Source organism: Acinetobacter sp. YH12120 (assembly GCF_013418795.1).
GTDB classification, from domain to species: Bacteria; Pseudomonadota; Gammaproteobacteria; order Pseudomonadales; family Moraxellaceae; genus Acinetobacter; species Acinetobacter towneri.
In genome coordinates, this window is sequence record NZ_VPBI01000028.1 from 1 (window position 1) to 26267 (window position 26267).

A 26267-nucleotide genomic window follows, 5' to 3' on the forward strand; every position below is an offset into this window, starting at 1 on the left:
CGACTCATGAGTGCTCGGTTATATGCGGGCCAATTGGTTGTACGGTAGATTTTGTGTGTAGGCTTCTTCATTTGAAAATTATATCGCTGAAAAAGCCTTTACAGATAGGTTTGTGCAACAAAGCCGTTTCAGATGATGATTTTTTCTTGGATCAGGGCTTATATTTTAAAAGTATTTTTGGCACTCTGAATCACTTGTTGGTCGGTGAGCATCATTTGTGGTTTCCACGTTTTGCTTTGCACCACTCACCAATTTTGCCATTAGATAGTATTGTGGAAACCAACAGAACACAGCTTGTTGAGCAACTTGAAAAGAAGGCTGAAAACTGGATTTATTTTTTAAATCAGGTGGATGAGAAAGTTTTTCATCAAGAGCTGCACTATAAAACATCAACTGGCGTGGAGATGCACTTACCCTATGCTGCAACCCTAATGCATGTGTTCAATCATGCAACTCATCATCGTGGGCAAATTACCGCGGCTTTAACCGCAATGGGATATGTCTGTCCTGAGCTGGATTTAATTTATATGTTGCTAGAAGACCAGACTAAGAAGTAAATTGAATGAAACGATTAGAAATTTTATGTCTAGTGATTTTAATTTTTCTGATTTTATATCTGATTCAGTGGGTATTTCATGGTTTTCCAACAGCGCATTAAAAGTAATTTTAATTGATGTGTAAATTCGAGTACTGACTTTTTGAAGTACACACCAAAAGAGCGCATTACGCGCTCTTTTGATTTACATCTGCTTAGAATATTTTAGTAGTCAAAACTAAAATATTCTGGTGCTAATGCAGTCATGGTTTTAGATGGATTAACCATTGCTTCTGCATGACCTTGAGTACGTGGCAATAAACGCTCAAAGTAGAAATCGGCAACTTTGATTTTGGCTTTATAGAACTCAGGTGTTTCCTGACCATTGCCTTCAGCCAATTTGGTCGAAGCCACAGCCGCTTGTTGCGCCCAGAAATAAGCCATCATGACATAACCAGAGAACATCAAGAAGTCCACTGAAGCACTGGATACGATGTCACGGTCTTTACGTGCTGCCAACATAATGCGCACGGTTAATGCGTTCCATTGAGCACATAGCTTGGTTAAGTCCCATGCAAAACGACGCATGTATTTGTTACGTGCATGCTGACCACAGAATTTCAAAATTTCAGCGGTGTAGTCACGAATCACTTTGCCCTTAGAGCTTAACAACACTTTGCGACCAATCAAGTCGAGCGCCTGAACGCCAGTTGTACCTTCATACAGGGTAGAAATACGTGAATCACGTACAATTTGCTCCATGCCCCATTCTTTAATATAGCCATGACCGCCGTACACTTGCATGCCGTGGTTGGCAGCTTCATAACCCATTTCAGTTAAGAAGCCTTTTAAGATTGGGGTATAGAAACCTAAATGGTCATCATGCGCTTCAAAAGCTGCAGTATCACCACGCATTAAAGCGTCGTTCATTTTATCTGCCAATTGTGCAGCATGATAAATCATGGCACGACCACCTTCTGCCACGGCTTTTTGCGTTAAGAGCATACGACGTACATCGGCGTGGTGAATGATTGCATCAGCTACTTTTTCAGGGTCTTTTTTACCTGAAAGCGCACGCATTGACATACGTTCTTTGGCATACGGTAATGCACCTTGGAATGCCAATTCTGCATGGCAAATCCCCTGAATTGCTGTACCAATACGTGCAGTATTCATAAAGGTAAACATGGCATGTAAGCCTTTGTTTGGTTCACCAATCAAATAACCCACGGCATTGTCAAAGTTCAGGACTGCAGTTGCAGACGCGCGAATCCCCATTTTGTGTTCAATAGAGCCACAAGTGACAGGATTACGCTCACCCACCGTACCTTCTGCGGTTGGCAAGAATTTCGGTACGATAAATAATGAAATACCTTTTGTGCCTGCAGGCGCATCTGGGAGGCGTGCTAACACAATATGAATGATGTTTTCAGTCAGGTCATGTTCGCCTGCAGAAATAAAGATTTTGGTACCTGAAATCGCATACGTACCATCGGCTTGTGGTTCTGCTTTGGTTTTTACCTGACCTAAGTCGGTACCACATTGTGGTTCAGTCAAACACATGGTGCCTGACCAAGTACCTGCAACCAAGTGCGGTAAATAGGTATCTTTTTGCGCGTCTGTACCAAATTGCATAATGGTGTTGATACAACCCACGCTTAAACCTGGATACATTTGGAATGACCAGTTTGCTGTACCCATCATTTCAGATTTGATGAGGTTTAGCGACATTGGCAGGTTTTGACCGCCGTATTGTTCAGGGTAAGACAGACCTTGCCAGCCACCTTGCACAAATTGGTCATAGGCTTCTTTAAAGCCTTTCGGTGTGGTCACATTGCCATTTTCAAAATGACAGCCTTCTTCATCGCCTGATTGATTAAGAGGAGAAAGTACATTTTCACAGAAATCTGCTGCACCTTCCAAAATCATATCGACTGTATCTGCGTCCGCAAGTTCACCGTTAGAAAGATTTTTGTAGTGGGTCGGGTAATCAAGCACTTCGTTCATTAAGAAACGAATATCGTGTAATGGGGCTTTATATGCTGGCATAGTCTTAATCCTAATTTAGAAATAGTTTTGGATTATCTGTATCGATATGTTGATTATTCACACTCATGATCAAAAAACATTGATAAGAATAGCGAATAAAAATGTCAGAAATGCGAATAGTGAAAATTATTCACCTTACAAAAACGAATGAAGTGTTATGTTACAATGTATCATAATCTGTACGTTTGAACAGACCAATCTATAATGAATATAAGGTGTTTAGCAATGAAGATACAATTAAAATATTTATCTTTATGTCTTTTTAGTTTAGCTGCTACAGGTTGTTCGCAGCATGTCATTAAGACCAATTCCAATCAGACGGCAAGTATAGAACAAAAGGCAATTACAGGGTTAAATGCCATCTTTGAAACGCCAAGTTATGACTTTCAGGGCAAATTACGGGTACAGAGCAATTTAGTTGAAGCAATACCAAAAGTAGCGGATGCTGCTCCTGCTACACTCGATCCTGTACTTAAAAAGCAATTAGATCAGTATTTAAAACAGCAAAAAGTCCGTTTAAGTACACAAGAAAAACAAAACTTATATACGGCAATGGCTAAGGAACAAAACTCTGCTTCCTATGCTGCAGGGGCAATCGAAAAATCGAGTCCTTTTAATTTTGTGTTGAATGTATTGAATGACACTCAGTTTAGCTACGATGGCTCGGTGCATTATCGGCAAAAAATTGCTGCTTTGAATGTGGCAGCACGTTATGAAAAACCGACACTTTTGGTGCAAATGAAAGTACCGATGGTGGTCGATTTTAATGAATATAAGTTCTATAGGACTTACGCATTGACGGATTCAAAAAAGTATTAAAATACTTTATAAAGTATCTGTGATCAGACGAATTAAACATGCTTCTACAGCAACTTGTACATTACCCATTTATATGGGCTTTCTCATGACAGAACCGAACTCTATTAGCTGCACACAACTTGCCGAGACTTATAACATCTCGCATGATAGTGTAAATCGCTTTCTAGAACGTGAAGACTACACACCTCACGACCTATATCAAGAAGCAATTCAACATATTGATAATAATAAACTTATAGTCAGTATTGATGATACTGTTTTAGATAAACCCTATAGTCAACATATGGACTTGGTTAGCTATTTTTGGTCAGGCAAACACCACCGATCCGTCAAGGGTATTAATCTCATTACCTTGTATGCGACAGATCAGAATGGTCAAAATATTCCAATTAATTTCCGAATTTATGACAAATCTGAAAGTAAAACCAAGAATGATTACTTTATGGATATGTTAAGTGAAGTACTCAGTTGGGGGGCAAAGATTCAATTTATTACAGGTGATAGTTGGTATTCATCGACTGGAAATCTAAAAACCATAAGAAAATATGGTATTCGATTTATGTTTGGTATCGACTGTAACCGTAAGGTTTCCCCAGAAAAAGGACAATGGTTTCAACTGCGTTTATTGCCAAATTTCCATCTGGGTCAAGTGGTCTGGCTCAAAGATTTTGGCTTTGTACAATTATTTAAGACTCAGTTAAAAGAACAGCAGAGGTTTTATATTGTGCATCAAGATGAAGATGATTTATTGTCCTTTGAGGGTTTTCATGAATTACATTCAAGTCATTGGAAAATAGAGCAATATCACCGGGTGATTAAACAGGTTTGTCATATTGAAAAGTTTCAAGTAAGACGATCTAAACTGATTTTGAATCATATTTTTTCAGCCTTGATGGCCTACGTCGAGATACAAAAGAACCAGTTTGAGCGGATCTTTGAAAATGTATATCGTTGGCAGAAGAAATTATTTAGACCAGTTATCAAAAACTTCATTGATGACTTTATTCTCGATAAAAATCATCTGCTACCACAGAGAATCTATAAATAATAGTGCGTAAGTCCTATTCTATACCAATTATTTTTCTTTGTTGCCTTATTTGGTAAATAAAGATAGTCAAAATGACTTTGCCTATATCGACTTTTCTAAATACAAAGCCGATTTTGAGCGGATTAAAGTGGCACAATTTGCCGAATATTTAAAAGCCATGAATGCGGTGCCGTATGTATTGGCAGATTCTAATCACATTCAAAAATTATCTTTAACTGCACAAGAACGTCAGCAAAAAATTAGTGAAAAAATACGTTTGAACAGTAGCTTGGAAGATATGTTGCTGCAGCTTGCCATGTTTGATCAGGTCAATGCACCGTATTTGCAACAGACCGTATTGGGGCAGGCGACCACAACTGAAGATGCTACTGAGCAAGTTGAAACTACACAAGATACATCAGCCAAAGAAAGTGCTGAAGACTACTTAAAACACAATGAAACTGCTGAAGATTATGGTATGAGCCAAGAGGCTTTTGTGGCTTATCAAGCCACCCTTGCTTTGCGTGATTTGGTCAGTCAGAAGTTTTATGCAACTGAAACGACAGCGAATAACGCAGCAGATTATTCAGCAGATGCTCGTGAAGATGCCACGCTTGCGGCTGAACAAGCCGTTCAGGCAGCGGCTGAGCAGGCTGAAGATTCAGCAACCACCGCAAGTATGCTAAGCGAACAAGACTGTCAGCGTTTGATCGAAACAGCAAAAACAGCCAAAGTTGGAGATTTAACCTACTGTGCTTATGCCTATGAATTAGAAGCATTTAGCCCAAGTCGTGCTGAGCAGGCACAATCGGTTTTAGATGAGCACTTTGCTTCACCGCAAGAAAAGCTAGCTAAAGTTTTTGAACCATACCGTTCGGAACAATTGGTCGATGCCGCCGCTTTTGCAGCTTTGTGGCAAAAACATCAGGCTGAAATTCAGCAGATTATGAACGCTACACCTAAAGATAAAAAAACACCGATTCAAATTGATGTGGCTTTAGATGATCAGGGGCGTGCTGCAAAAATTGATTATGCGTTGCAATTTAAACGCGAAAATTACGGCACAATTCATGTGTATAACGATGTCAGCATTGCGAATTATGGGCAAGCCAGCAAAATTGACCGTAGTGCGCTGCGTCAAGCCAAATCCATTCAAGAGGTCAGCAAAGACTCAATTTTAGAAAAATGGGTGACAAATTTAGGGCGGACTTTGGAGCAGGAAACTGCAGAAAATAAAGATAAGACCACTGTAAAACCTGCCTTAAGTTATGATGAAGAATTGGCGCAGTTGGCGCAAAAAACCTATCAACAAACAGAATCTTTTAGTCAGACTTATCAGACTTTATTTTTAGTGCACATGGCAGCAGAGCAAAGTACGTGGGTAAAAAATATTAGTCCACAAACCTTGCAGGAAATGGCAGAAGTGTATGCCTATTGGTTCAGTGATGAGCGCTACTATGACCCGAAAGGTGCCGCGCTAAAACGGATTGAAGCTTTACAAGCCAAGCATCATTTAGAAGAAGATGAGCAATTCAATAATGCAATTGGTCGTCGTATCAATAATTTGATTGAAGATGCAGTCGATGAAAATAAAGTCGCACTTGAATGGCGTAAGCTGAAACAGCAGTACAAGCAACCACAACAGATATTTGCTCAGCAATATTTAAAAGCCTATGAAGCAGCTTATGATTGGGATGTGCCTGACTTGGAGAATTTAAAGAAAACGGCACACATTTTGGGGCAGACGTATGTTGATCGTCAGCAGGGCAAATTGAGCCAAAATTCAATTCGCACTTTAACTGAAGATCAGGCTGAACAGATTGATTATGAGTTATATATGGATGTGTATGAAGATATGCAGAAATTTGTAAAATAAACCGTGGGTGAAAAATGGGCAATCAGCGTTCAACAAGATTGCCCAGTTTAAATAAAAAAATAGCCCTTTGCTGCTCAAGGGCTATTTTTATTTGGTGATGATTTAGAGGAAATCTTTTAATTCAGGTTTCACGCCATTCCAAATATAAAAAGATTCAATCGCCTGTCCGACCAGCATGCCAAAACCTTCTGAGGTCGGTACGCCACGCGCTTTGGCTTGTTCTAAAAAGCTCGAAGGTTTGCCATAAGCCATTTCATAAGCAAAATTAAACTGCAAACACTCAGGCAAGGTGAGGGCATCTCCCGTTAAGCTGGCAGACGTCGCATTAATGGCTAAATCAAATTGACCTGTTAAATCGGTAAGTGCCATGGCTTGTAATTCTGCTTGCGGTACGGCAGCTTGTAGGTCAGCAACCAGTTGTTCAGCACGGGCAAGGGTGCGGTTGGCAATCACAATTTTTTTTGCGCCTGCTTGTACCAACGGATAAATTACCCCGCGGGTTGCACCACCAGCGCCAATAATCAAAATATCACTGTGCTCTAAATTCCAGCCCAAAGCACGAATGGCATCAACCAAACCCTGACCATCGGTATTGTCGCCATGCAAAACACCATCTTGCATCCACAAGGTATTGACTGCTTTGGCAATTTTGGCACGTTCGGTTAATACGCCACATTGGGCAAATGCTTGCTCTTTAAAAGGCACGGTTACATTCATGCCTACACCGCCCTGATTAAAAAAGTCTGCAACACTGTCTCTAAAACCATCAAGAGGGGCAAGGCGTTTGCTGTATTGCAGGTCAATGCCTGTTTTTTCTGCAAAGGCATGATGCAGTTCAGGAGAACGTGATTGTTCAATTGGGTTGCCAATCACGGCAAATTGTTTGCGCATTTGCCAAAATCCATGTGCTGAAATGTGCATCAATATACGTCAAATTCAGCGCGGACTAAAGCCTATGACGGTATAAAACGGTGGGAGTCTTTGGACTTAAGGATTACAAATCTCTAAAACGGTTTCTAATACCAAAATAGTGGCAATCACGAACATGGCAATGCCCGCTAAAATGCTGCTACTAATGGCTAAGCCATCTGAAAGATGACTTTCAAAAATAAAGGTCATGCAAATTGAGCCAAGTAACATGGCAAAGGTTGCCCAAAATAAAAAGATTTTGTGTTTGAACAGCGGGCTAAACATGCGGATCTCCTGACAGATGTGGCGCAGTGTGACATAAGGCTTTGACAGTTTGATGAATTCGCCTTTGACTCATGGTTTGATGTATGGATAGTTAAATCCTATTTGTGCATGGTCGAATAGGGTGCGCGGTCACATCATCTATTAAAATCCATCCGCACTATCATGACAGTTAATTCATGCTGTGCATATTTATTGATTTGAAAATAAGCAATAAAGTTTGTAAGTAAAAAAGCGATTCGTGGAAGAATCGCTTTTTTGAACCTTGAATGTGATCTTTTTTACACTGCGATGTAGCAAGGTTTCACCAGTCGCGAGCTTTAACTCGTCTTGAGATTTAACCAATCGCGTGGTTTTAAATAATAGTCAGTGAGTTTTTTCTCTGCGGAATCTTCTGCCCATTTAGGACGGTACGACCATCCCGCCAAGTTCGGTAAGCTGACTAAAATGGACTCAATCCGTCCACCTGTCTGCAAGCCAAATAAAGTGCCACGGTCATAGACCAGATTGTATTCCACATAACGTCCACGACGGTAAAGCTGGAACTCACGTTGTGCTTCGGTATAGGCTTTGTCACGATTACGCTCAAAAATAGGCAGAATTGCAGCCAAATAACCGTTACCCACCGCCTGAATATAGTTGAAACAGGTGTCAAAGTCCCATTGATTCAGATCATCAAAAAATAAACCACCCACGCCACGCTGTTCATCACGGTGCTTTAAATAAAAATAGTCATCACACCATTGTTTATGTTCTGCATAGACTTGATCGCCAAAAGGCGCACATAAGTCATGTGCTGTTTGGTGCCATGCCAACACATCTTCATCATTTGGATAAAATGGTGTCAGGTCAAAACCACCACCAAACCACCAAATTGGCGGTTGTCCTTCAGGTTCAGCGACAAATAAACGCACATTGGCGTGCGAGGTGGGTACATGCGGGTTTTTCGGGTGAATTACCAATGATACACCCATCGCTTGCGCAGGTGCGCCTGCAATATTGGGATGACGCTCAGTTGCAGAAGCAGGCAGTTTGGAAATATTGATATGCGAAAACATCACCCCGCCTTTTTCAATGACTGTACCGTTTTGTAAGACACGGGAACGACCACCGCCACCTTCAGGACGTTGCCAGTCATCAATTTCAAACTGTGCGCTTCCGCCACCTGCCTGTTCTTGTTGTTCTAAAGCCGCACAAATTCGCGCCTGCAAATCGAGAAGAAATTCACGTACACGTTGAATATCCGCGTGAGTAGGATGCGACATGGCCACCTCAGGATAAAAATAAAATGGCTTACATCAAAACATAAAACTGTCTAAAAATTAAGGGGTTTATCCAGTTTGCTGCAAATCGCTCAGGCAATTGCGCAAGGTGCTTTGTATTTCAGCATGTATTCCGAGCAAAAGACTAGGTTGATTTCCATGCCTAAGCTCAGCACAATAGTTTTTACAATCTAAATTTTAGTCAGCAGCAATTAACTGAATGGGGCAGAGTGGATGACACAGCAGGCAAATTCTTTAATTCAAAAATACAATGTGCCTGGACCACGTTATACCAGTTATCCAACCGTACCTTATTGGGATGATGCTACTTTTTCAGCCGAGGCATGGCAGCAGACGCTGAAGCGTTCTTTTGATGAATCTAATGCCAGCGAAGGCATTAGTCTGTATATTCATTTGCCATTTTGCGAAAGTCTATGCACTTTTTGTGGCTGTCATAAACGTGTCACCAAACGCCATGAAGTTGAACAGCCATACATTCAGGCGTTATTAAAAGAGTGGGACTTATATTGCCAATTGCTCGAAAGCACTCCCATCATTAAAGAAATTCACTTGGGCGGTGGCACACCAACTTTCTTTTCTGTCGAACATTTGACGCAGCTCATTCAAGGCATTCTGGCAAAAGCCAAAGTGGCAGAACAGCACGAATTTAGTTTTGAAGGTCATCCCAATAACACCACCCGCGAACATTTACAGGCCTTATATGACTTGGGTTTTCGTCGGGTCAGTTATGGCGTGCAGGATTATAATGAAAAAGTGCAGCGCGCCATTCATCGGATGCAGCCTTTTGAGCATGTGCAACGTGTGACCGAGTGGGCGCGTGAAATTGGCTATGATTCTATTTCACATGATTTGGTTTTTGGTTTGCCCTTTCAAAATCTAGACGATGTACTGAATACCATTGAGCAGACCCAACGTTTAATGCCAGACCGTTTGGCATTTTACAGTTATGCGCATGTGCCATGGATTAAAGGCAATGGGCAGCGTGGTTTTAAAGATGAAGATGTACCTAAAGATGAATTAAAACGTCAGTGCTATGAAGAAGGCAAACAGCGTCTTTTGGCCTATGGTTATCATGAAATTGGGATGGATCACTTTGCCTTAGAACGTGATGGTATGTATCAGTCGTTTAAAAATGGTACCTTGCACCGTAATTTTATGGGCTATACCGCATCTAAAACGCAGCTTATGATTGGCTTGGGTGTTTCATCTATTAGCGACAGTTGGTATAGCTTTGCGCAAAATGAAAAAAGCATTGAAGATTATTATGCCCGTTTAGCCTGCAATGAAATTCCTGTGTTTAAAGGGCATGTGCTGGATAGGGAAGATTTGGTAATACGTCAGCATATTTTAAATTTAATGTGCAGCTTTGAAACGTCGTGGGCCAGTCCAGAATTGGCATTTCCTGAAATTGAGCAAGTGCTGCAACAGTTACAGGAAATGCAGGAAGATGAATTACTGCTCATTCAAGATCAGCACATTCAGATTTTGGAAAAAGGTAAACCTTTTGTGCGCAATATTTGTATGGCCTTTGATTTGCGTTTAAAACGCCGTATGCCGAATAATCGTATTTTTTCGATGACGATTTAAGTAAGTTGAGTAGAAATTATTTAATTCAAAAATTAAAAGGTGACTCAGAAGTCACCTTTATCATACATGTGCGCCATGCGTTCGTGTTTGGTTTGCAAATATTCTTCATTGAATGGATTTAGACCCACAGTTAAAGGCACACGGTCTACCACCGTAATCCCTTGTTCCTGTAATGCTTGAATTTTCAAAGGGTTGTTGGTGATTAAGCGCACAGCTTTAACCTGCAAATGATCTAGCATAATGCTGCACATATCATAGCGACGTGCATCGGCAGGTAAATTTAGCATTAAATTGGCATCCACCGTGTCATGTCCTTGATCTTGCAGGGCATAAGCACGAATTTTATTGGTCAAGCCAATCCCGCGACCTTCTTGGCGTAAATATAAAATCACACCTTGTCCTGCGTCATTAATCAGACGTTGAGTGGCTTGAAGCTGTGGGCCACAGTCGCATTTTAAAGACGCGAAAGCATCGCCAGTTAAACATTCTGAGTGAATCCGTACCAGAACGGGCTGGGTTGGCGCAGTGTCCAAACCTTTGGATAATGCCACGTGTTCTTCGCCAGTTTCAGGATCTTGAAATACCGTAATGTTGAATTCACCAAATGCGGTCGGTAATCGTGAGGTTGCGACAAACTTAATCGGCACTGTTTAACTCGTGAAATAGTCGATAAATTGTTTAAAGTATAGCGTAATGCTCAGACATTAGTAGAATAGCGAACACGAATTTATACAGAAGATTTTCTTTTTTGTATAAAGCGCACGATAATGGTTGATAAATAGTTAGATTATTCAGGATAATCTACCCACCCAACGTGTGCCCAACTGAAATCACTGCTCAAAACTACATCGCTAGAAATGTGGCTGATTGAAGGTAATACCATTCGGTTATATGATCGAGTAATTCCCATTGACCTCGCTTAGGATTTGCCAGGCTTTAGAAGGCTTTGCCACATATGCTGTATACAGAAATTCCAACTCAACGCCCTGTAACACCATTGCTCGATGAGATTGACCATCCGCAGCAATTACGTTTACTCGCGCAAAGCCAGCTTCCACAGGTGGCAGATGAGTTACGTCAATTCATTTTGTATGCCGCAGGTCAAAGTGGAGGACACTTTGGCGCAAACTTAGGCGTGATCGAACTGACCGTTGCGCTGCATTATTGCTTTAATACCCCACACGATCGCTTAATTTGGGATGTCGGTCATCAGGCTTATCCGCATAAAGCCCTAACAGGACGCCGCGAGCAACTCACCACCATTCGCGCCAAAGATGGTTTGGCTGCATTCCCTGCGCGTGAAGAATCTATTTTTGATACCTTTGGCGTTGGTCACTCCTCAACAGCAATTTCTGCAGGATTGGGGATGGCGTTGGCACGACGTTATCAACAAAACCCGTGTGAAGTTGTTGCCATTATTGGCGATGGTGCCATGACGGCAGGTATGGCTTTTGAAGCCATGAATGATGCAGTGGCCCACCAAGCCGATATGATGGTGGTGCTGAATGACAACGATATGTCAATTTCATGTAGCACAGGCGGCTTTGCCAAACATCTTGCTGCCATTTGGGAGCGTGGTGAATCGGTTTATGTCAGTGAAACAGGTGAAGCTTACGTGCAGCCACATCCAAAGTGGACGTATAACTCGCGTTTGCACTGTGCTGCTACTGAAGCTGCTGACAACTTATTTAAAGCGATTGGGTTTGATTATTTCGGCCCTTTCGATGGACATGATGTTGAACAACTCACACATGTGTTCAATGCACTGAAAAAACGTAAAGGTCCACGTTTAATTCACGTTTACACCAAAAAAGGCAAAGGTTTTGCGCCTGCCGAAGCCGATCAAATTAAATATCACGCCATTGGTAAAATTCATGCCAAAGCTGCACCAGTTAGCGCACCTAAATATTCTGATGTATTTGGGCAGTGGTTATGTGATCAGGCAGAACAAGATTCACGATTATTGGCAATTACGCCAGCCATGTGCGAAGGTTCGGGCATGGTGCAATTTGCCAAACAATTCCCAGAACGCTATTTTGATGTCGCGATTGCCGAACAGCATGCGGTGACTTTGGCTGCGGGTATGGCCTGTGAAGGTTTGAAGCCTGTGGTGGCGATTTACTCTACCTTCTTGCAGCGTGGTTATGACCAACTGATTCATGATGTCGCTTTGCAAAATCTGGATGTTACTTTTGGTATCGACCGTGCAGGTTTGGTGGGTGAAGATGGCCCGACCCATGCAGGTGCTTACGACTATGCCTATATGCGTACCGTACCGAATATCGTGATTATGGCACCAAAAGACGAAAATGAATGTCGTCAAATGCTGCACACGGCTTATTTATATAACGGCCCTGCAGCAGTGCGTTATCCACGCGGGCATGGTTTGGGTGTCGAAATTCAGCAGCAGATGACTGCAATTCCATTAGGACAAGCTGAAATTGTGGCGCAGTTCAATCCACAATATGATGACTATATTTCAGTGCTGGCTTTTGGTAGCCGTGTGCAAGCGGCAGTTGAAGCGGCTGAAGCGTTTGCTCAGCAGCACGATGTCGCAGTACGTGTGGTGAATATGCGTTTTGTGAAGCCATTGGATGAAAAGCTGTTAGCTGAGATTGCAGATAACACTGCATTATTCGTCACTATTGAAGAACATGCGATTATGGGTGGTGCAGGCAGTGCCGTGAGTGAATACTTGGCAAAGGCACAAATTGTTAAACCAATTATTCATTTAGGTTTAGAAGATAGCTTTATGCAACAGGCGACACATGGTCAAATGCTGCAACAGGCAGGTTTAGATGCACAAGGCATTGAAAAATCAATGCAAAATGCTTGGCAAATACTGCATCAATCTATATTGAATTAATTTTTAGCAACACTTCTTCCCCAAAAGCCTCAATATTTGCTAAAATATTGGGGCTTTCATGCATTATTCTTTATCAATCTCTTCAAATTTGTAGTGGGTGTTCAATGGAACCTATGGTGGTGATGGCTGCGCGTGCGGCTCAAACAGTTGGTCAAGAGCTTTTAAAAGCGCATCAGAATCGTCATAAACTCGATCTACAAGTCGAAGAAAAAGGCATTGATGGTCCTGTAACGCGCGTAGATCGTTACCTCGAGCACTTGACCATTGATACATTACGCAAAAGTTATAAAAATCACAGCTTCCTGGGCGAAGAATTTGGCATGCAGGAAGGCAAAGGTCACGATGCCGACTGGTGTTGGGTGATTGATCCTTTAGATGGCACGCTAAACTTTGTTCACGGTTTCCCTCATTTCTGTATTTCGATTGCAGTGCAACACAAAGGTGTGACACAGCACGGTGTTATTTACGATCCTGTAAAAGATGAGTTGTTCTCTGCGAGCCGTGGCCGTGGTGCGATGATGAATCAACGTCGTATTCGTGTAAATGTAAAAGACAGTTTAGACAACACCTTCTTGGCAGTGGGTCATGCTTATCGTGCTAAGCGCGATGGCGAAATTGTTTCTTATGCCAAAAACCATTTTGAAAGTTTATTGAATGTGACAGAAGCAGGCGCTCAATACCGCCGTGCAGGTTCTGCTGCATTAGACTTGGCTTATGTGGCTGCAGGTCGTTTAGATGGTTATTTTGAACTTGGCTTAAAACCGTGGGATATTGCTGCGGGTGAGTTAATTGTGAAAGAAGCGGGCGGTACTGTGGTCGATGCACGTGGTGGCAGCGACTCTATGGAAAATGGGCAAGTTTTGGCATGTTCAATGAAAATGTTAAAACCACTTATGAAAGCGGTTGTGCCTGCTTGGGGCGAAGCAGCGAAATAATCAGCTGATCATATTTATACTTAAATAAGACACTTAGCAAAGCTCTCATCCTGAGGGCTTTTCTTTTACCTAACGGTCTAAAACTGCTGGTTTTAAATCTGTTGTTATCGTCCATATACTAGCCATAAAAGCAGAATCTATCACTGTTTACACAAAAAACAGCAAAAGTCGATTAAATAAGGTGACTTTTAAAATAATCCTGCTATAATCCGCGCACGCACTTAATTTCTGTTCATTACCTGAACATTTCTCTTCTAATCATTGTGTATGCGCGTGCGGTCCAAAGAGAGGACGATATCTCGCGCCCCAATCGCTAAAGCGATTCCTTCAGGTTAAGCCGTAATCATGCGTGCGTTATATCACATCGTCGTTACTCGGATCGCCGCTGAATCTTAAATTGTCAGCGATAATTGCTGTACCGCTTTTTGCCGATGTCCATCTGACTTTATTTAATGGAGCACCCATTTTCAGGGTGAAAATCTCTATGAGCAAAACTTTTGCTGATTTTTCTTTACATGAATCTTTACAACAAGCTTTAGAAGGCTTGAACTTTACTACGCCGACTCCTGTTCAAGAACAATCGATCCCAGCGGCACTTGAAGGTAAAGACTTATTGGTATCTAGCCAAACAGGTTCTGGTAAAACTGCTGCATTTTTACTCCCAACTTTAAACGCGCTTGCTAATCAAGATACTTTCGTACCATTTAAAGAGCGTATGAAAGCTATTACTCAGCCGTCAATTTTAGTGCTTTGCCCAACACGTGAATTGGCTCAACAAGTTAGCCAAGACGCGATTGCATTTGTACGTCACATGAAAGGTGTACGTATTGCAGCAATCATGGGTGGTATGCCTTTTGGTAAGCAAATCCAACAATTAAAAGGTGCGCAAGTGGTTGTAGCGACTCCAGGTCGTTTACTTGACTTGGTGAACCGTCGTCAAATCAAACTTGATAAAGTTGATGCCTTAATTGTAGACGAAGCTGACCGTATGCTCGATTTAGGCTTCTCTGAAGACCTAGAAGCGATTAGCGATTTAGCTGCTAACCGTAAGCAAACCTTGATGTTCTCTGCAACTTTTGCCAGCCGTATTATCACACTTGCAGAACGCATGATGAATGAGCCTGTACGTATTGCGATTGAAACAGGTCACTCAACGAACATGGACATCACCCAGACTTTACACTGGACTGATGGTTTCGAGCACAAGAAAAAATTATTGTCACACTGGTTATCTGATGAAGGTGTAGATCAAGCGGTTGTATTCGCATCTACTCAAGAAGATACCGATATGTTGGCTGAAGAATTGGCTGAAGCGGGTCACTCGGTTGTTGCACTACACGGTGCAATGCCACAAACCGTTCGTAACCGTCGTTTACGCAGCATTCGCGAAGGCCGTGCAAAAATCTTGGTTGCAACAGACGTTGCAGCACGTGGTTTAGACGTACCAACTATTTCTCACGTGATTAACTTCGGTTTACCAATGAAAAATGAAGACTATGTACACCGTATTGGTCGTACAGGTCGTGCGGGTCGTACTGGTAACGCGATTACTTTGGCAACTTACCGTGAGCGCGGCAAAATCCGTGCGTTGGAAGATTTCTTAGATGCACGTTTAAGCGTTTCTGAAATTGAAGGCTTAGAGCCATCTCCACCTCCAGCACGTTCTGGTCGTGACGGTGGTCGTGGTCGTCGTGATGGCGGTCGCGGTGGTCGTGGCGGTTTTGGTGGCGGTCGTCGTTTTGAAGGCGAAAGCAACTTTAAACGTCGTGAAGGCGGTGATGAACGTCCACGTCGCAGCTTTGATGACAAACCACGTGGTGAACGTCCTGCATTTGGTGAAGATCGTCCGCGTCGTGAGTTCAACTCAGACCGTCCACGCCGTGAAGGTGGTTTCGGTGATCGTCCACAGCGTTCATTTGAAGACCGTCCACGTCGTGAATTTAATTCAGATCGTCCACGCCGCGAAGGTGGTTTTGGTGATCGTCCACAGCGTTCATTTGATGATCGTCCACGTCGTGAATTTAATTCAGATCGTCCGCGTCGCGAAGGTGGCTTCAACGATAAGCCGCGTTTTGATGCGAATGATGACAACCGTGGCAACCGTGTAGATTACAAACCACGTCGTGAAGGTAGCTTCGGTGATCGTCCAAAACGTGATTTTGGTGATCGTCCTGCACGTCGTGAAGGTGGTTTTGGTGACCGTCAACCACGTTCGTTTGATGATCGTCCTAAGCGTTCTTTTGGTGGCGAAGATCGTCCACGTCGCGAGTTCAATTCAGATCGTCCACGCCGTGAAGGTGGTTTTGATCGCCCACGTCGTAAATTTAACGACTAAAACCGCGATAGTCATTTGTATAAAGAAAAACCAGTGCTCAGCACTGGTTTTTTTATGTTAAATATTTTTGCTTTAGATAAATAAAATGTATAATAGGTCACGTTTTTAACTCTATTTGCTAATTATGAACATCAATAGCTTACGATTGCTCATGCAGACGAGAGAGGGAATGATGCCGTATATTGGTTTAGCACTCATCTTATGCAATTTAATGTATTATATTATTTCTTCTTACTTTTAAATTGTTGCTGTCCTAAAAGTGATTTAAATAACAATAATAAGACTGCTTGAACAATACGTGCACAGTTTTTAAAAATTTGCTAGATAACATTTTGCGCTTCAATCCTTTATAGTATGCGTGCTGAAAAAATGCAGGAAGACCCTCAGCTATGAATAATCCAATGCCTCAACATGAGCCGTCATTGATTGAAGTCAATGAACTGAGCTTTAAACGAGGGAAACGTGTCATTTTCGAAAATGTCAGTTTAAAGATTCGCCGTGGTCAAATTACTGCCATTATGGGACCTTCAGGTACTGGTAAAACCACGTTATTACGTTTGATTGGTGGTCAGTTGACTCCCGATCATGGTGATATTTTTCTGGATGGAAAAAATCTTGCGCAAATGTCGCGTCAGGAGTTATTTGCTGCGCGCGCACGTATGGGCATGTTATTCCAAAGCGGTGCGTTATTTACCGATATGAGCGTATATGAAAACGTCGCGTTTCCATTGCGTGCACATACCCAGTTGCCTGAACATTTAATTGCAGAATTGGTGGCTTTAAAACTTGAAGCAGTCGGTTTGCGTGGTACAGAACAACTTATGCCTGCAGAACTCTCAGGCGGGATGAACCGTCGTGTGGCATTGGCACGTGCGATTGCGTTAGACCCTGAATTGATCATGTACGATGAGCCGTTTGCAGGGCAAGACCCGATTGTAAAAGGTGTGTTGACCCGTTTAATCCGTTCCTTGCGTGAAGCGTTGGATTTAACCACCATCATCGTCTCGCATGATGTTGGCGAAACTTTATCAATTGCCGACTACATTTATATTATCGCGGAAGGCGTGATTCAGGGCGAAGGTACACCTGCAGAATTAAAACAGCATGAATCGGCATTTGTACGTCAGTTCTTAACAGGCGCTGCCGAAGGGCCAGTCGATTATCAATTTAGCCATCGGGCTTATTTAAGTGATGAGGTGCGTTCATGAATGCTATTGCCGCATTAGGTCAACGCGTCATTGAGCGTGTTCGTGGCATTGGTGTCGCCACCCAAATGTTGTTGCAAATTCTATTTTCCATGCCAACCCTGCTTGGGGTGAAGCTGTTCCTGTACCAAATGTACCGTGTTGGCGTGATGTCATTATTGATTATTGCGGTATCAGGTTTATTTATTGGTTTGGTATTGGGCTTACAAGGCTACTCCATTTTGGTCAATATTGGTTCAGAAGCCATGTTGGGCACGATGGTGTCTTTGACTTTATTACGTGAGTTGGCACCTGTGGTCGCTGCGCTGTTATTTGCAGGTCGTGCAGGTTCTGCCTTAACTGCAGAAATTGGTCTGATGAAAGCCACAGAGCAATTGGCCAGCATGGAAATGATTGGGGTAGACCCACTCAAGCGTATTGTGTCACCACGTTTATGGGCGGGAATAGTCAGCCTGCCAATGCTCTCCATTATTTTTGCTGCAATTGGCATTATGGGCGGCAAAATGGTTGGGGTCGATTTTCTAGGGGTCGATGAAGGTTCTTTCTGGGGCGGTATGCAAAGCAGCGTGCAGTTCTATAAAGATATTTTTAACGGCACAATTATTAAAAGTTTTGTTTTTGCATTAATTTGTACTTGGATTGCAGTATATCAAGGCTATGCCTGTGTCCCAACATCGGAAGGCATTGCGACGTCGACCACACGAACCGTGGTGTATTCTTCATTATGTGTTTTAGGTTTTGATTTTGTGTTGACTGCGGTCATGTTCGGAGGTGTTTAATGAAATCACGTACAAGTGAGCTGGCCGTAGGTGTATTTGTCATTTTGACAGGCATTGCATTATTTTTCTTGGCCATGAAAGTCAGTGGATTGGTGGGTACCAATTTGCGCGACAGTTACAATATGACAGCAACTTTTGACAACGTGAATGGTTTAAAACCACGTGCTAAAGTCACCATGAGCGGTGTCACCATTGGTCGTGTTAATGATATTACTTTAGACCCTGTATCGCGTTTGGCTACAGTTGAATTTGAACTGGATGGCAGGTTGACCAGTTTTAATCCTGAACAACTAAAAACAGTGCAAAATTATGCGCTTGAAGAATTGCGTTACAGTGCAGAATACCAAGAGGCAAGCCCTCAGCAACAAAAAGAAATGGAAAAACAACTGTTGGGTAACATGAAATCCATCACCAGTATTGATGAAGATGCTTACATAATGGTAGCAACCAATGGTCTATTGGGTGAGAAATATCTCAAAGTGGTTCCAGGTGGTGGTTTGAACTTTGTGAAGCGTGGCGAAAGTATTGCCAACACACAAGGCACCATGGATTTAGAAGATTTAATCAGTAAGTTTATTACTGGCGGTGCAGCGAAAACATCCAACGCAGCGTCAGACGCAGATAAAGACACAGCGACAGCTGAAACAACAGATGCAGAAGTGTCATTTGTTGAGTAATGAAGGAGATTGTCCGTGAAAACACTTTTAAAGCAAACTCTGGCGGTAAGTGTACTTTCAACCATGTTGGCAGGAACTGCATTTGCTGCACCTGCAGAAGCGCCACCAGCTTTTGTGAAAAAAGTTGCCGATAGCTTGATTGCACGTTTAAAAGCAGATCATGCTAAATTGCAGAACAATCCAGCATTGGTCAAAACGATTGTGCGTCAAAACCTTGATCCGTATGTAGATGCGCAAGCATTTACCCGTATTGTGATGGGTACTTATGCGACGAACCAATACAGTTCAGCAGCACAGCGCGCGCAGTTTGAGAAAAACTTCCGTGAAACCTTAATTGAGAACTATGGCACAGCGTTTGCGAAATTTAGCAACCAAAGCTACACCATGCGTCCTTATAAGGCGACCAACAGCAAGAACCCAGTGGTGACCATTGACTTCTTGCATAATGGTGAAAAAATTCCTGTGTCATTCCAGTTGGCAGACAAAGGCAGCCAATGGAAAATCCGTAACATTAACGTGTCGGGTATTGATTTAGGTTTGCAATTCCGTAACCAGTTTGCAGCGAACGTGAAGCGTAATGGCGGCAATATTGATAAAGCCATTGCAACCTTTAAGCCAGATGCAGAAGCTGCTGTTGAAAAGAAAAAATAGGTTAGGTGTGGCGTGATTGAATTATCAAATCAGGAATTATGTGTTTCTGGAAAAATAGATTTCAGTAATGCAAAGCAATATTACCAAAAAGGTCTGCAGTTGATTCGTCAGCAGCAGTTGCCTTTGGTGGTCAATTTGGCGCAGCTAGAACACGGGAGTACTTTAGCTTTGGCCGTTTTGGTGCAATGGTTGCGTCAGACGCCTGAAGCCAAAGGCTTACAGTTTAAAGCGGTTCCTGAAAAAATGATGAAGATCATTCAAGCCTGTCATTTGCAAGATGATTTGCAGCTAATCGTCTAAAACTGAAAAAACCATCAAAAAAGCACCTTCTTGTAAGGTGCTTTTTTATTGCGTTTAGTTTCCCGCTTTATTCAAGTGAGGTAGGCTTGCAAAGCTCTCTAACCCGCTGCTAAAAGGAGAAGAAAGATTGCAAACCTTTCTAACCCGCTTCTAAAAGGAGAGAAAAGATTGCAAACCTCTCCCTAACCCTCTCCTAAACCTAAAAAGAGAGGGAATAAAAGGCATCAAATCCATTTTTTCCATCTAAAGTAAATTAATGGGCCAATAAAGAAGCCAATTAAAATAATACTGACCACTATAAAACTGGTGGTGCCTTTGGCAAAAGGTAACACGTCGGTGTTCATGCCATAAACACTGGCAACTAGCATCGGTGGCGCTAACATACTCGGTAAAATCGAGAATCGACGAATCGTGTCGTTCTGTTCGGTGTTAATGAAGCCTGAAGTGGTATCGAGCAAGAAGCGCACTTTTTGGAATAAGAAGGCATCGTGTTCGACCAGTGAGCGTACATCTTCACTGAGTTCTCGAATGTCGGCATCGTAAATATGACTACCCAACGCACGCGGACGTGCCAAAAAGGTCAGGACACGACGTAAATCAATCAAACACAATTGCGCTTTTCCAAGCATGTCTTCTAATTGTGCCAGTCGGGTAATCATGTCATCGAGGTCTAAAATTTGCTCACGATGACGGTTATTCAGAACTTCTGTGGAATACTTTTCCAAGTCCTTGTGGATATCTTCTAAGATATCCGCAAGTTCGTCCAGTTTGGCTTCAAGCAAGCCTAAAAGCACCCAAGTCGGGTCTTTATAATCAATTTCGTAGTCGTTACGTCGTGCCCGTGCCCGAAATGCCCGAAATGCCACTAATTTTTCACCGCGTAGGGTAAACAGGTGTTCTTTATGTAAGATAAAGGCAACGGTTTGCACTGTGGCTAAAATACTGGAATTGTCTTCAGTTTCACCATCGACTTGATAGTTTTTATTTTTAGTTAAAAAATAGGTACTAATGTGTAAAATACCGTCATCATCACGGTAGAATCGCGCTGAAGATGAAATATCTTCCAAAGATTTTAAGGTTGGTAAATTTTGTGAGTATGCGTCTAGTACCCATTGCTGTTCTTCTTGTGAAGGGGCAATCAGGTCAATCCAGACCAGATCTGGATGCAAATCAAAACCACCGTTAATGGTGGCATCTTCCAGACTACCGCGCTCTGTGGCATAAAAGGCTTCAAGCATTCGTCTTTTCTCCTTGCGCAGTATGGGTTTTGTGGATGGGTGTATTTTAGACAAGGATCTTACTAAATACACTGCTCAGAATGCTATTTTATTTAAAAATCTCCCTGAAGTTTAATTTTATGGCATGACAGCCAGATAACATGGTGAAAAAATGATGTCGTCAATTGCTATTTTCTGTGGTTCTGCCCCAGGAAAAGATTCAGTTTTTGTTGAAAATGCACGAAAAGTGGGTGAAACATTGGCTGCACAAGGCAAAACTTTAATTTATGGCGGTGGACGCTCAGGCTTAATGGGTGTGGTGGCAGATAGTACTTTGGCCGCAGGTGGGCGTGCAATTGGTGTCATGCCTGAAAGTTTGGCAGAGCATGAATTGGCGCATCCGCATTTGACCGAATTACACATCGTAGAAAACATGCATGCCCGCAAAATAAAAATGTCAGAATTGGCCGAGGGCTTTATTGCTTTGCCGGGTGGTTCTGGAACTTTAGAAGAAATTTTTGAGCAATGGACGTGGGCACAATTAGGAATTCACTCAAAACCCTGTGCCTTTTTTAATGTAGCTGGCTTTTATGATGATTTGCTGAAGTTTTTAAGACAGACCTCTGAAAAAGGTTTTACTCAGCCACGTTTTTGTGAGGCATTGATTGTATCGAATTGTATTGACAATATTTTGCAGCAATTTGAACAATACCGTGTTCCTGAAATGAAATGGGAAGTGCCTGAGCTAGAGTGGGTGCAGCAGGAACTGGCGAAATAAAATGGCTGAGATCAACAACATCATTACCGTTGCAGCTGCAATTATTTTAAATGTCAAACAGCAGTTATTGGTGGTGCGTAAACAGCATACCGCGTGTTTTATGCAGGTCGGTGGCAAATTAGAACCCAATGAAGCGCCTGAAACGACCATGTTGCGAGAAATTGCCGAAGAAATTGGCTGTCAGGCGCAAATTCAACAATTTATTGGACGCTATGAAACAGCAACGGCCAATGAGCCCGACTGCCGTTTGGTCAGTTATGTGTATTGGGTTCAGCTTGATCAGGCACCAAAAATTGCTGCTGAAATTGCCGAAATGAAGTGGGTAGATTTGGATGATCAAGATACTTTGTTGGCACCGCTGACCCGTGAAGTGGTGATGCCGTGGTTAAAACAATATTTACAACAAAATTAAGAGCAGTTGATCATTCTTCTATATTTTAAGTTCAACTTTTTAATGCGTTGAGCATATTCAACCGAATAGTTTTTTTATTCAGCACTGGCTAGACAGACTGCTTCGACTTTTTGACAGCCGAGCTTGAGTAACTGCTGTTTGAGTGCATGAATTGAACTGCCCGTCGTGACCACATCATCCACAATTAAAACCCGACGAAAACGGATTTTAGGCGCATTCTGAATTTGAAATTGCTGTTGGATGTCTTCCAATCGTTCTAAGCGACTTAAGCCTTTTTGCGCGTGCTGTTGTAAGCGGGTCACAGGTTGCCAAATCGGGACATTTAAATGCCGCGCTAGTCCTTTTGCTAACAATAAAGATTGATTGTAGCCGCGTTCAGTCAAGCGGGCAGTGGAAATTGGCATCGGTACAATGGCTTGGATTTTAGGATAAGACAGTTGTTTTAGCGCGCCTGCCAAAAGCAGTTGGTAATGTAACTGCTGTTCATATTTAAATTGTTGAATGATGCGATTAATTGGATAGTGATAATCAAAGGCGACTTGAATCTGTATTTCTTGTCGTTGTACTGCTTGGCTACGCCACGGTAATTGTTGCCAACAGGTTTGACAGACTGAATGTTGCCATTGCGTGTCGCTATGGCAAAGCTGACACGGCTGCAGTTGGCGCAACCATTGTATGCCACGTTGTACTAGGCTAATCGGCTGAGTCATCTTGCGACTGTAATCCGTTTAAACATAGGCATAACGTGGTGCCTCAGGCAGCCAGCGTTTTAGCAAAGCTTCGGCATGTGCAGGATAATCTTTTAAAATTTGCTGTGCCACATGATGTGCCTGCGCCAGTAAATGATCATCCCGTTCTAATTTAGCCACCCGAAAGCCCATATCTCCTGTCTGTTTGGTTCCCAAGAGTTCCCCAGGGCCACGCAGTTCTAAATCTTTTTCTGCAATTACAAAACCATCGTTGGTTTCGCGCATAATCCGCAAGCGTTCTTGTCCATTTTGCGAAAGTGGATTTTTATACAACAGGGCACAAAAACTGGCTTTGGCACCCCGTCCGACTCGTCCACGTAACTGATGCAGCTGTGAAAGTCCTAAACGCTCGGCATTTTCGATCACCATAATTGAAGCATTCGGTACATCGACCCCGACCTCAATTACTGTGGTGGCAATCAGCAATTGTAGTTGATTGTCTTTGAATTGCTGCATGACGGCTTGTTTTTCATCGGCTTTCATTTTGCCGTGTACCAGCCCAATATTCAGTTCAGGAAAGCGTTCTTTAATTTCAGCAAAAGTCGCTTCGGCAGCTTGTGCATCTAAGGTTTCTGATTGTTCCACCAAGGTACAGACCCAATAGGCTTGTTTGCCTTCGGCACAATTGCTGGCAATACGTTGTAAGACTTCTTCACGACGATCTAGCGGAATGGTCACCGTTTGAATAGGCGTACGCCCTGGCGGTAGTTCATCAATCACCGAAGTATCCAAATCGCCATAGGCGGACATGGCTAAGGTACGTGGAATAGGCGTTGCAGTCATCACCAATTGATGCGGTGTAGTATGATTGGCACCCTTATTGCGCAAAGCCAGACGTTGATCGACCCCAAAACGGTGTTGTTCGTCAATAATCACCAAACCCAATTTGGCAAATTGCACATTGTCCTGAAATAACGCATGTGTCCCAACCACCAAATTGGCGCTACCATCTTGAATGCTCAGTTCAGCCGCTGCCCGTGCTTTGCCTTTTTGCTTGCCAGACAACCACGCCACTGTTAAGCCCAACGGCTCAAACCATTTTTGAAAGTTCAGATAATGTTGTTCTGCCAAAATTTCAGTGGGTGCCATCAGCGCGACTTGCCAGCCTTCTTCTAGCGCATGACACGCTGCGACTGCAGCGACCAAGGTTTTACCTGCACCTACATCACCTTGTACCAAGCGCAGCATGGGTTTATTACGCTGCAAATCCTGCATGATTTCTTGCGAAACCCGTTGCTGTGCGCCTGTCATTTGAAATGGCATGTTGCCGAGTAACGCAGGCGCTAGTTTTTGACTTGGGGAAAAGGCAGGTGAGGCAATTTGCTGAATATAAGCCCGTCGGGTCAGTAAACTGACTTGATGCGCCACCAATTCTTCAAAAATCAGGCGTTGCTGTGCAGGGTGAGAGCCTTGTGCCAATTGCAGCATATTGGCATTTAAAGGTGGATGATGAATATAATCCAGCGCCTGTTTGAGTGCGTAGCCATTGGTCATTTTTTCAGGCAAGAGTTCAGGCAAATCATCACTATGCTGTGCCAAAGCTTGTTTGACGTATTCACGTAATTTGGCTTGGGTCAGCCCATCGGTGCTTGGGTAAATAGCGGTCAGTTGGGTTTTAGGCAGTGGGGTATGTTCAGTAATCAGTTGTAATTCGGGGTGATACATTTCCAGACCACGTGCTCCAACCCGTACTTCGCCAAATACTCTTAAACGATTGCCAAGTTTGGCACGATCTGTAATACCTTTATAAATATGATAAAAACGTAAGGTAATTTTGCCAAATTCATCTTCTAAATTGACCGCCATCGACTTGCGTTTACCCGGTGGAAAATCGACCCCTTTGACCACACCTTCGAGTAAATAGCTACGTCCCACGTTTAATTGGTTCATGGGGATGATCGTGCTACGATCTTCATAGTCACGCGGTAGATGAAACAACAAGTCATCTGTGGTGAAAATATTTAGTTTTTCGAGTAATGCGGCAGAGGCAGAGCCTACCCCTTGCAACTGATGGACTGCAGCCATGTCCCCTCAACTTCAAATGCTATGATTAGGTGCTGAATGCATATTCTATTTATTGGTTATGGTAAAACATCGCAGCGTGTTGCAAAACAACTATTTACGCTCGGTCATCAAATTACCACAATTAGCCGCAGTCCGAAAACAGATCCTGATATGACGCATCTGCTTCAGGATATTCAACAGCTCGATTTATCACAGATTCAACCTGTGGATGCCGTTTATGTATTACTTGCACCATCTCGAAATACGGTTTTGAGTTCTGTAGAAGCGTATCAACAGACTTATGTAGATTCTGTGCAGCCGATAGTCGCTGCGTTAAAAGATCATCCTGTGAAACGAATTATTGTGGTGTCATCGACACGGGTTTATGGTGAAAACGCAGGTGAATGTATTGATGATGATACTGTGCCTAAGCCGAGTGATGTACAAGGTCAGTTGTTGTTGCAGATGGAACACTTGTGGCAACAGGCTTATCCTGAACAATGTGTGATTGTACGTCCTTCGGGTATTTATGGCACTTCGACTGCACGCATGCTCAAACTTGCGGAAAGCACACAAAGTTACCCGAATATACATTGGTCAAATCGGATTCATATTGATGATTTGGCAGGTTTTTTGGCACATTTACTTCACGTGGAACATCCAGAACCATCATATATTTGCAGCAATAACCAAGCTCAGCCTTTGCATGAAATGATTTTAAAGATTCAGCGTGAATTGAATTTACCTGAGTTGGTGTTGGAAGGTGAGCGTGAAACAGGGAAAAGGATTTTTGCTCAGAGGATGGTGGCGAGTGGGGTTGAATTATTCAATGTGTAATCATTTATCAAATGGAGCGTAAAACTCAGTCCTTCAGGTCAGAGATATAAGCGACACGACATGAAGTGTCGTTTGATTTAACTAAGGACTATTTTCCTTGAGTTTTGATTGTTAATATAAGTACATGAAAACCCTTAAATTACGTATAAAAGACA

At 42.7% G+C, this 26267-nt stretch carries 24 protein-coding genes; 16 read left to right on the forward strand and 8 right to left on the reverse strand.

Annotation, left to right across the window (positions count from 1 at the left end):
- The first annotated feature begins 71 nt into the window (after window positions 1–71).
- Window positions 72–557, forward strand: coding sequence for a DinB family protein (locus FTU58_RS12570; RefSeq protein WP_257222369.1), 486 nt, complete (start codon window positions 72–74; stop codon window positions 555–557).
- A 203-nt stretch (window positions 558–760) separates the two neighbouring features.
- On the opposite strand, the gene FTU58_RS12575 is transcribed toward FTU58_RS12570, so the two are convergent.
- Window positions 761–2584 carry an acyl-CoA dehydrogenase C-terminal domain-containing protein gene (locus FTU58_RS12575; RefSeq protein ID WP_180062522.1) on the reverse strand — a complete coding sequence of 608 codons (1824 nt, stop codon included), beginning with the start codon at window positions 2582–2584 and terminating at the stop codon, window positions 761–763.
- Window positions 2585–2809: 225 nt separating this feature from the next.
- Here FTU58_RS12575 and FTU58_RS12580 point away from each other — a divergent pair, with 225 nt between their 5' ends.
- Genes FTU58_RS12580 through FTU58_RS12590 form a run of 3 tightly spaced genes read left to right on the forward strand, consistent with a single transcriptional unit; the run spans window position 2810 to window position 6306 of the window.
- On the forward strand, window positions 2810–3403 hold the full coding sequence (locus FTU58_RS12580; RefSeq protein ID WP_180062523.1) for a hypothetical protein: 594 nt from the start codon (window positions 2810–2812) through the stop codon (window positions 3401–3403).
- A gap of 19 nt (window positions 3404–3422) precedes the next feature.
- Window positions 3423–4451 (forward strand): transposase, encoded by a 1029-nt coding sequence (locus tag FTU58_RS12585; RefSeq protein WP_180062524.1) that lies wholly within the window; start codon window positions 3423–3425, stop codon window positions 4449–4451.
- Window positions 4452–4500: 49 nt separating this feature from the next.
- Window positions 4501–6306, forward strand: a complete 1806-nt coding sequence (locus FTU58_RS12590; protein ID WP_180062525.1) for a hypothetical protein — start codon at window positions 4501–4503, stop codon at window positions 6304–6306.
- A gap of 102 nt (window positions 6307–6408) precedes the next feature.
- Here FTU58_RS12590 and aroE read toward each other — a convergent pair whose 3' ends face one another.
- The 3 genes from aroE to hemF form a co-directional block, all read right to left on the reverse strand.
- On the reverse strand, window positions 6409–7197 hold the full coding sequence (gene aroE / locus FTU58_RS12595; RefSeq protein WP_104852603.1) for a shikimate dehydrogenase: 789 nt from the start codon (window positions 7195–7197) through the stop codon (window positions 6409–6411).
- Between the two features lie 96 nt (window positions 7198–7293).
- The gene (locus tag FTU58_RS12600) at window positions 7294–7500 is read right to left on the reverse strand and encodes a hypothetical protein (RefSeq protein WP_004974627.1); all 207 of its coding nucleotides are present in this window, start codon (window positions 7498–7500) and stop codon (window positions 7294–7296) included.
- Between the two features lie 317 nt (window positions 7501–7817).
- Window positions 7818–8762 carry an oxygen-dependent coproporphyrinogen oxidase gene (gene hemF, locus FTU58_RS12605; protein WP_180062526.1) on the reverse strand — a complete coding sequence of 315 codons (945 nt, stop codon included), beginning with the start codon at window positions 8760–8762 and terminating at the stop codon, window positions 7818–7820.
- A gap of 231 nt (window positions 8763–8993) precedes the next feature.
- Between hemF and hemN the strand changes: the two genes are divergently transcribed.
- The gene (gene hemN / locus FTU58_RS12610; RefSeq protein ID WP_096901232.1) at window positions 8994–10367 is read left to right on the forward strand and encodes an oxygen-independent coproporphyrinogen III oxidase; all 1374 of its coding nucleotides are present in this window, start codon (window positions 8994–8996) and stop codon (window positions 10365–10367) included.
- A 44-nt stretch (window positions 10368–10411) separates the two neighbouring features.
- Here the strand turns inward: hemN and ribA are convergent, their stop codons facing one another.
- Entirely contained in the window at window positions 10412–11014 is a 603-nt protein-coding gene (gene ribA, locus FTU58_RS12615) for a GTP cyclohydrolase II (protein ID WP_004974633.1), read from the reverse strand.
- A 308-nt stretch (window positions 11015–11322) separates the two neighbouring features.
- Here ribA and dxs point away from each other — a divergent pair, with 308 nt between their 5' ends.
- The 8 genes from dxs (at window position 11323) to FTU58_RS12655 (ending at window position 20115) form a co-directional block, all read left to right on the forward strand.
- Window positions 11323–13233 carry a 1-deoxy-D-xylulose-5-phosphate synthase gene (gene dxs, locus FTU58_RS12620; RefSeq protein ID WP_180062527.1) on the forward strand — a complete coding sequence of 637 codons (1911 nt, stop codon included), beginning with the start codon at window positions 11323–11325 and terminating at the stop codon, window positions 13231–13233.
- Between the two features lie 104 nt (window positions 13234–13337).
- On the forward strand, window positions 13338–14168 hold the full coding sequence (locus FTU58_RS12625) for an inositol monophosphatase family protein (RefSeq protein WP_180062528.1): 831 nt from the start codon (window positions 13338–13340) through the stop codon (window positions 14166–14168).
- Window positions 14169–14652: 484 nt separating this feature from the next.
- Window positions 14653–16503, forward strand: coding sequence for a DEAD/DEAH box helicase (locus FTU58_RS12630; protein ID WP_180060098.1), 1851 nt, complete (start codon window positions 14653–14655; stop codon window positions 16501–16503).
- 389 nt (window positions 16504–16892) lie between these two features.
- Window positions 16893–17711 carry an ABC transporter ATP-binding protein gene (locus FTU58_RS12635; RefSeq protein WP_004974642.1) on the forward strand — a complete coding sequence of 273 codons (819 nt, stop codon included), beginning with the start codon at window positions 16893–16895 and terminating at the stop codon, window positions 17709–17711.
- Window positions 17708–18487: a lipid asymmetry maintenance ABC transporter permease subunit MlaE gene (mlaE, locus tag FTU58_RS12640; RefSeq protein ID WP_004974646.1), complete on the forward strand. Its 780-nt coding sequence runs from the start codon at window positions 17708–17710 to the stop codon at window positions 18485–18487. Before FTU58_RS12635 ends, mlaE begins: the two co-directional genes overlap by 4 nt.
- Window positions 18487–19164, forward strand: a complete 678-nt coding sequence (locus FTU58_RS12645) for an outer membrane lipid asymmetry maintenance protein MlaD (RefSeq protein ID WP_179991598.1) — start codon at window positions 18487–18489, stop codon at window positions 19162–19164. The genes mlaE and FTU58_RS12645 overlap by 1 nt, the downstream gene beginning before the upstream one ends.
- A gap of 15 nt (window positions 19165–19179) precedes the next feature.
- Entirely contained in the window at window positions 19180–19815 is a 636-nt protein-coding gene (locus FTU58_RS12650; protein ID WP_004974651.1) for a phospholipid-binding protein MlaC, read from the forward strand.
- A gap of 12 nt (window positions 19816–19827) precedes the next feature.
- A complete protein-coding gene (locus tag FTU58_RS12655; RefSeq protein ID WP_179995920.1) occupies window positions 19828–20115 on the forward strand; it encodes an STAS domain-containing protein in 288 nt (95 codons plus the stop codon).
- Window positions 20116–20339: 224 nt separating this feature from the next.
- Here FTU58_RS12655 and FTU58_RS12660 read toward each other — a convergent pair whose 3' ends face one another.
- Entirely contained in the window at window positions 20340–21353 is a 1014-nt protein-coding gene (locus FTU58_RS12660; RefSeq protein WP_096901036.1) for a CorA family divalent cation transporter, read from the reverse strand.
- Between the two features lie 154 nt (window positions 21354–21507).
- Between FTU58_RS12660 and FTU58_RS12665 the strand changes: the two genes are divergently transcribed.
- Window positions 21508–22110, forward strand: a complete 603-nt coding sequence (locus FTU58_RS12665) for a TIGR00730 family Rossman fold protein (protein WP_026438479.1) — start codon at window positions 21508–21510, stop codon at window positions 22108–22110.
- Window position 22111: 1 nt separating this feature from the next.
- The gene (locus FTU58_RS12670; protein WP_004974664.1) at window positions 22112–22522 is read left to right on the forward strand and encodes an NUDIX domain-containing protein; all 411 of its coding nucleotides are present in this window, start codon (window positions 22112–22114) and stop codon (window positions 22520–22522) included.
- Window positions 22523–22596: 74 nt separating this feature from the next.
- Here FTU58_RS12670 and FTU58_RS12675 read toward each other — a convergent pair whose 3' ends face one another.
- Together FTU58_RS12675 and recG are read right to left on the reverse strand one after the other, a co-directional pair.
- The gene (locus FTU58_RS12675) at window positions 22597–23232 is read right to left on the reverse strand and encodes a ComF family protein (RefSeq protein WP_180062529.1); all 636 of its coding nucleotides are present in this window, start codon (window positions 23230–23232) and stop codon (window positions 22597–22599) included.
- An 18-nt stretch (window positions 23233–23250) separates the two neighbouring features.
- The gene (gene recG / locus FTU58_RS12680; protein WP_180062530.1) at window positions 23251–25296 is read right to left on the reverse strand and encodes an ATP-dependent DNA helicase RecG; all 2046 of its coding nucleotides are present in this window, start codon (window positions 25294–25296) and stop codon (window positions 23251–23253) included.
- A 36-nt stretch (window positions 25297–25332) separates the two neighbouring features.
- Here recG and FTU58_RS12685 point away from each other — a divergent pair, with 36 nt between their 5' ends.
- Complete coding sequence (locus FTU58_RS12685; RefSeq protein ID WP_180062531.1) at window positions 25333–26112, forward strand: NAD(P)H-binding protein; 780 nt, start codon at window positions 25333–25335, stop codon at window positions 26110–26112.
- Window positions 26113–26267: the final 155 nt, after the last annotated feature.

What these genes read in the sequence shown, in the direction of transcription:
- FTU58_RS12635 (WP_004974642.1), top strand. Translation starts at nt 16,893, where the DNA reads ATGAATAATCCAATGCCTCAACATGAGCCGTCATTGATTGAAGTCAAT.
- aroE (WP_104852603.1), bottom strand. Translation starts at nt 7,197, where the DNA reads ATGCGCAAACAATTTGCCGTGATTGGCAACCCAATTGAACAATCACGT.
- FTU58_RS12660 (WP_096901036.1), bottom strand. Translation starts at nt 21,353, where the DNA reads ATGCTTGAAGCCTTTTATGCCACAGAGCGCGGTAGTCTGGAAGATGCC.
- FTU58_RS12670 (WP_004974664.1), top strand. Translation starts at nt 22,112, where the DNA reads ATGGCTGAGATCAACAACATCATTACCGTTGCAGCTGCAATTATTTTA.
- FTU58_RS12685 (WP_180062531.1), top strand. Translation starts at nt 25,333, where the DNA reads ATGCATATTCTATTTATTGGTTATGGTAAAACATCGCAGCGTGTTGCA.
- FTU58_RS12665 (WP_026438479.1), top strand. Translation starts at nt 21,508, where the DNA reads ATGTCGTCAATTGCTATTTTCTGTGGTTCTGCCCCAGGAAAAGATTCA.
- FTU58_RS12630 (WP_180060098.1), top strand. Translation starts at nt 14,653, where the DNA reads ATGAGCAAAACTTTTGCTGATTTTTCTTTACATGAATCTTTACAACAA.
- mlaE (WP_004974646.1), top strand. Translation starts at nt 17,708, where the DNA reads ATGAATGCTATTGCCGCATTAGGTCAACGCGTCATTGAGCGTGTTCGT.
- FTU58_RS12625 (WP_180062528.1), top strand. Translation starts at nt 13,338, where the DNA reads ATGGAACCTATGGTGGTGATGGCTGCGCGTGCGGCTCAAACAGTTGGT.
- FTU58_RS12575 (WP_180062522.1), bottom strand. Translation starts at nt 2,584, where the DNA reads ATGCCAGCATATAAAGCCCCATTACACGATATTCGTTTCTTAATGAAC.
- dxs (WP_180062527.1), top strand. Translation starts at nt 11,323, where the DNA reads ATGCTGTATACAGAAATTCCAACTCAACGCCCTGTAACACCATTGCTC.
- FTU58_RS12675 (WP_180062529.1), bottom strand. Translation starts at nt 23,232, where the DNA reads ATGACTCAGCCGATTAGCCTAGTACAACGTGGCATACAATGGTTGCGC.
- hemN (WP_096901232.1), top strand. Translation starts at nt 8,994, where the DNA reads ATGACACAGCAGGCAAATTCTTTAATTCAAAAATACAATGTGCCTGGA.
- FTU58_RS12600 (WP_004974627.1), bottom strand. Translation starts at nt 7,500, where the DNA reads ATGTTTAGCCCGCTGTTCAAACACAAAATCTTTTTATTTTGGGCAACC.
- FTU58_RS12580 (WP_180062523.1), top strand. Translation starts at nt 2,810, where the DNA reads ATGAAGATACAATTAAAATATTTATCTTTATGTCTTTTTAGTTTAGCT.
- hemF (WP_180062526.1), bottom strand. Translation starts at nt 8,762, where the DNA reads ATGTCGCATCCTACTCACGCGGATATTCAACGTGTACGTGAATTTCTT.
- recG (WP_180062530.1), bottom strand. Translation starts at nt 25,296, where the DNA reads ATGGCTGCAGTCCATCAGTTGCAAGGGGTAGGCTCTGCCTCTGCCGCA.
- FTU58_RS12645 (WP_179991598.1), top strand. Translation starts at nt 18,487, where the DNA reads ATGAAATCACGTACAAGTGAGCTGGCCGTAGGTGTATTTGTCATTTTG.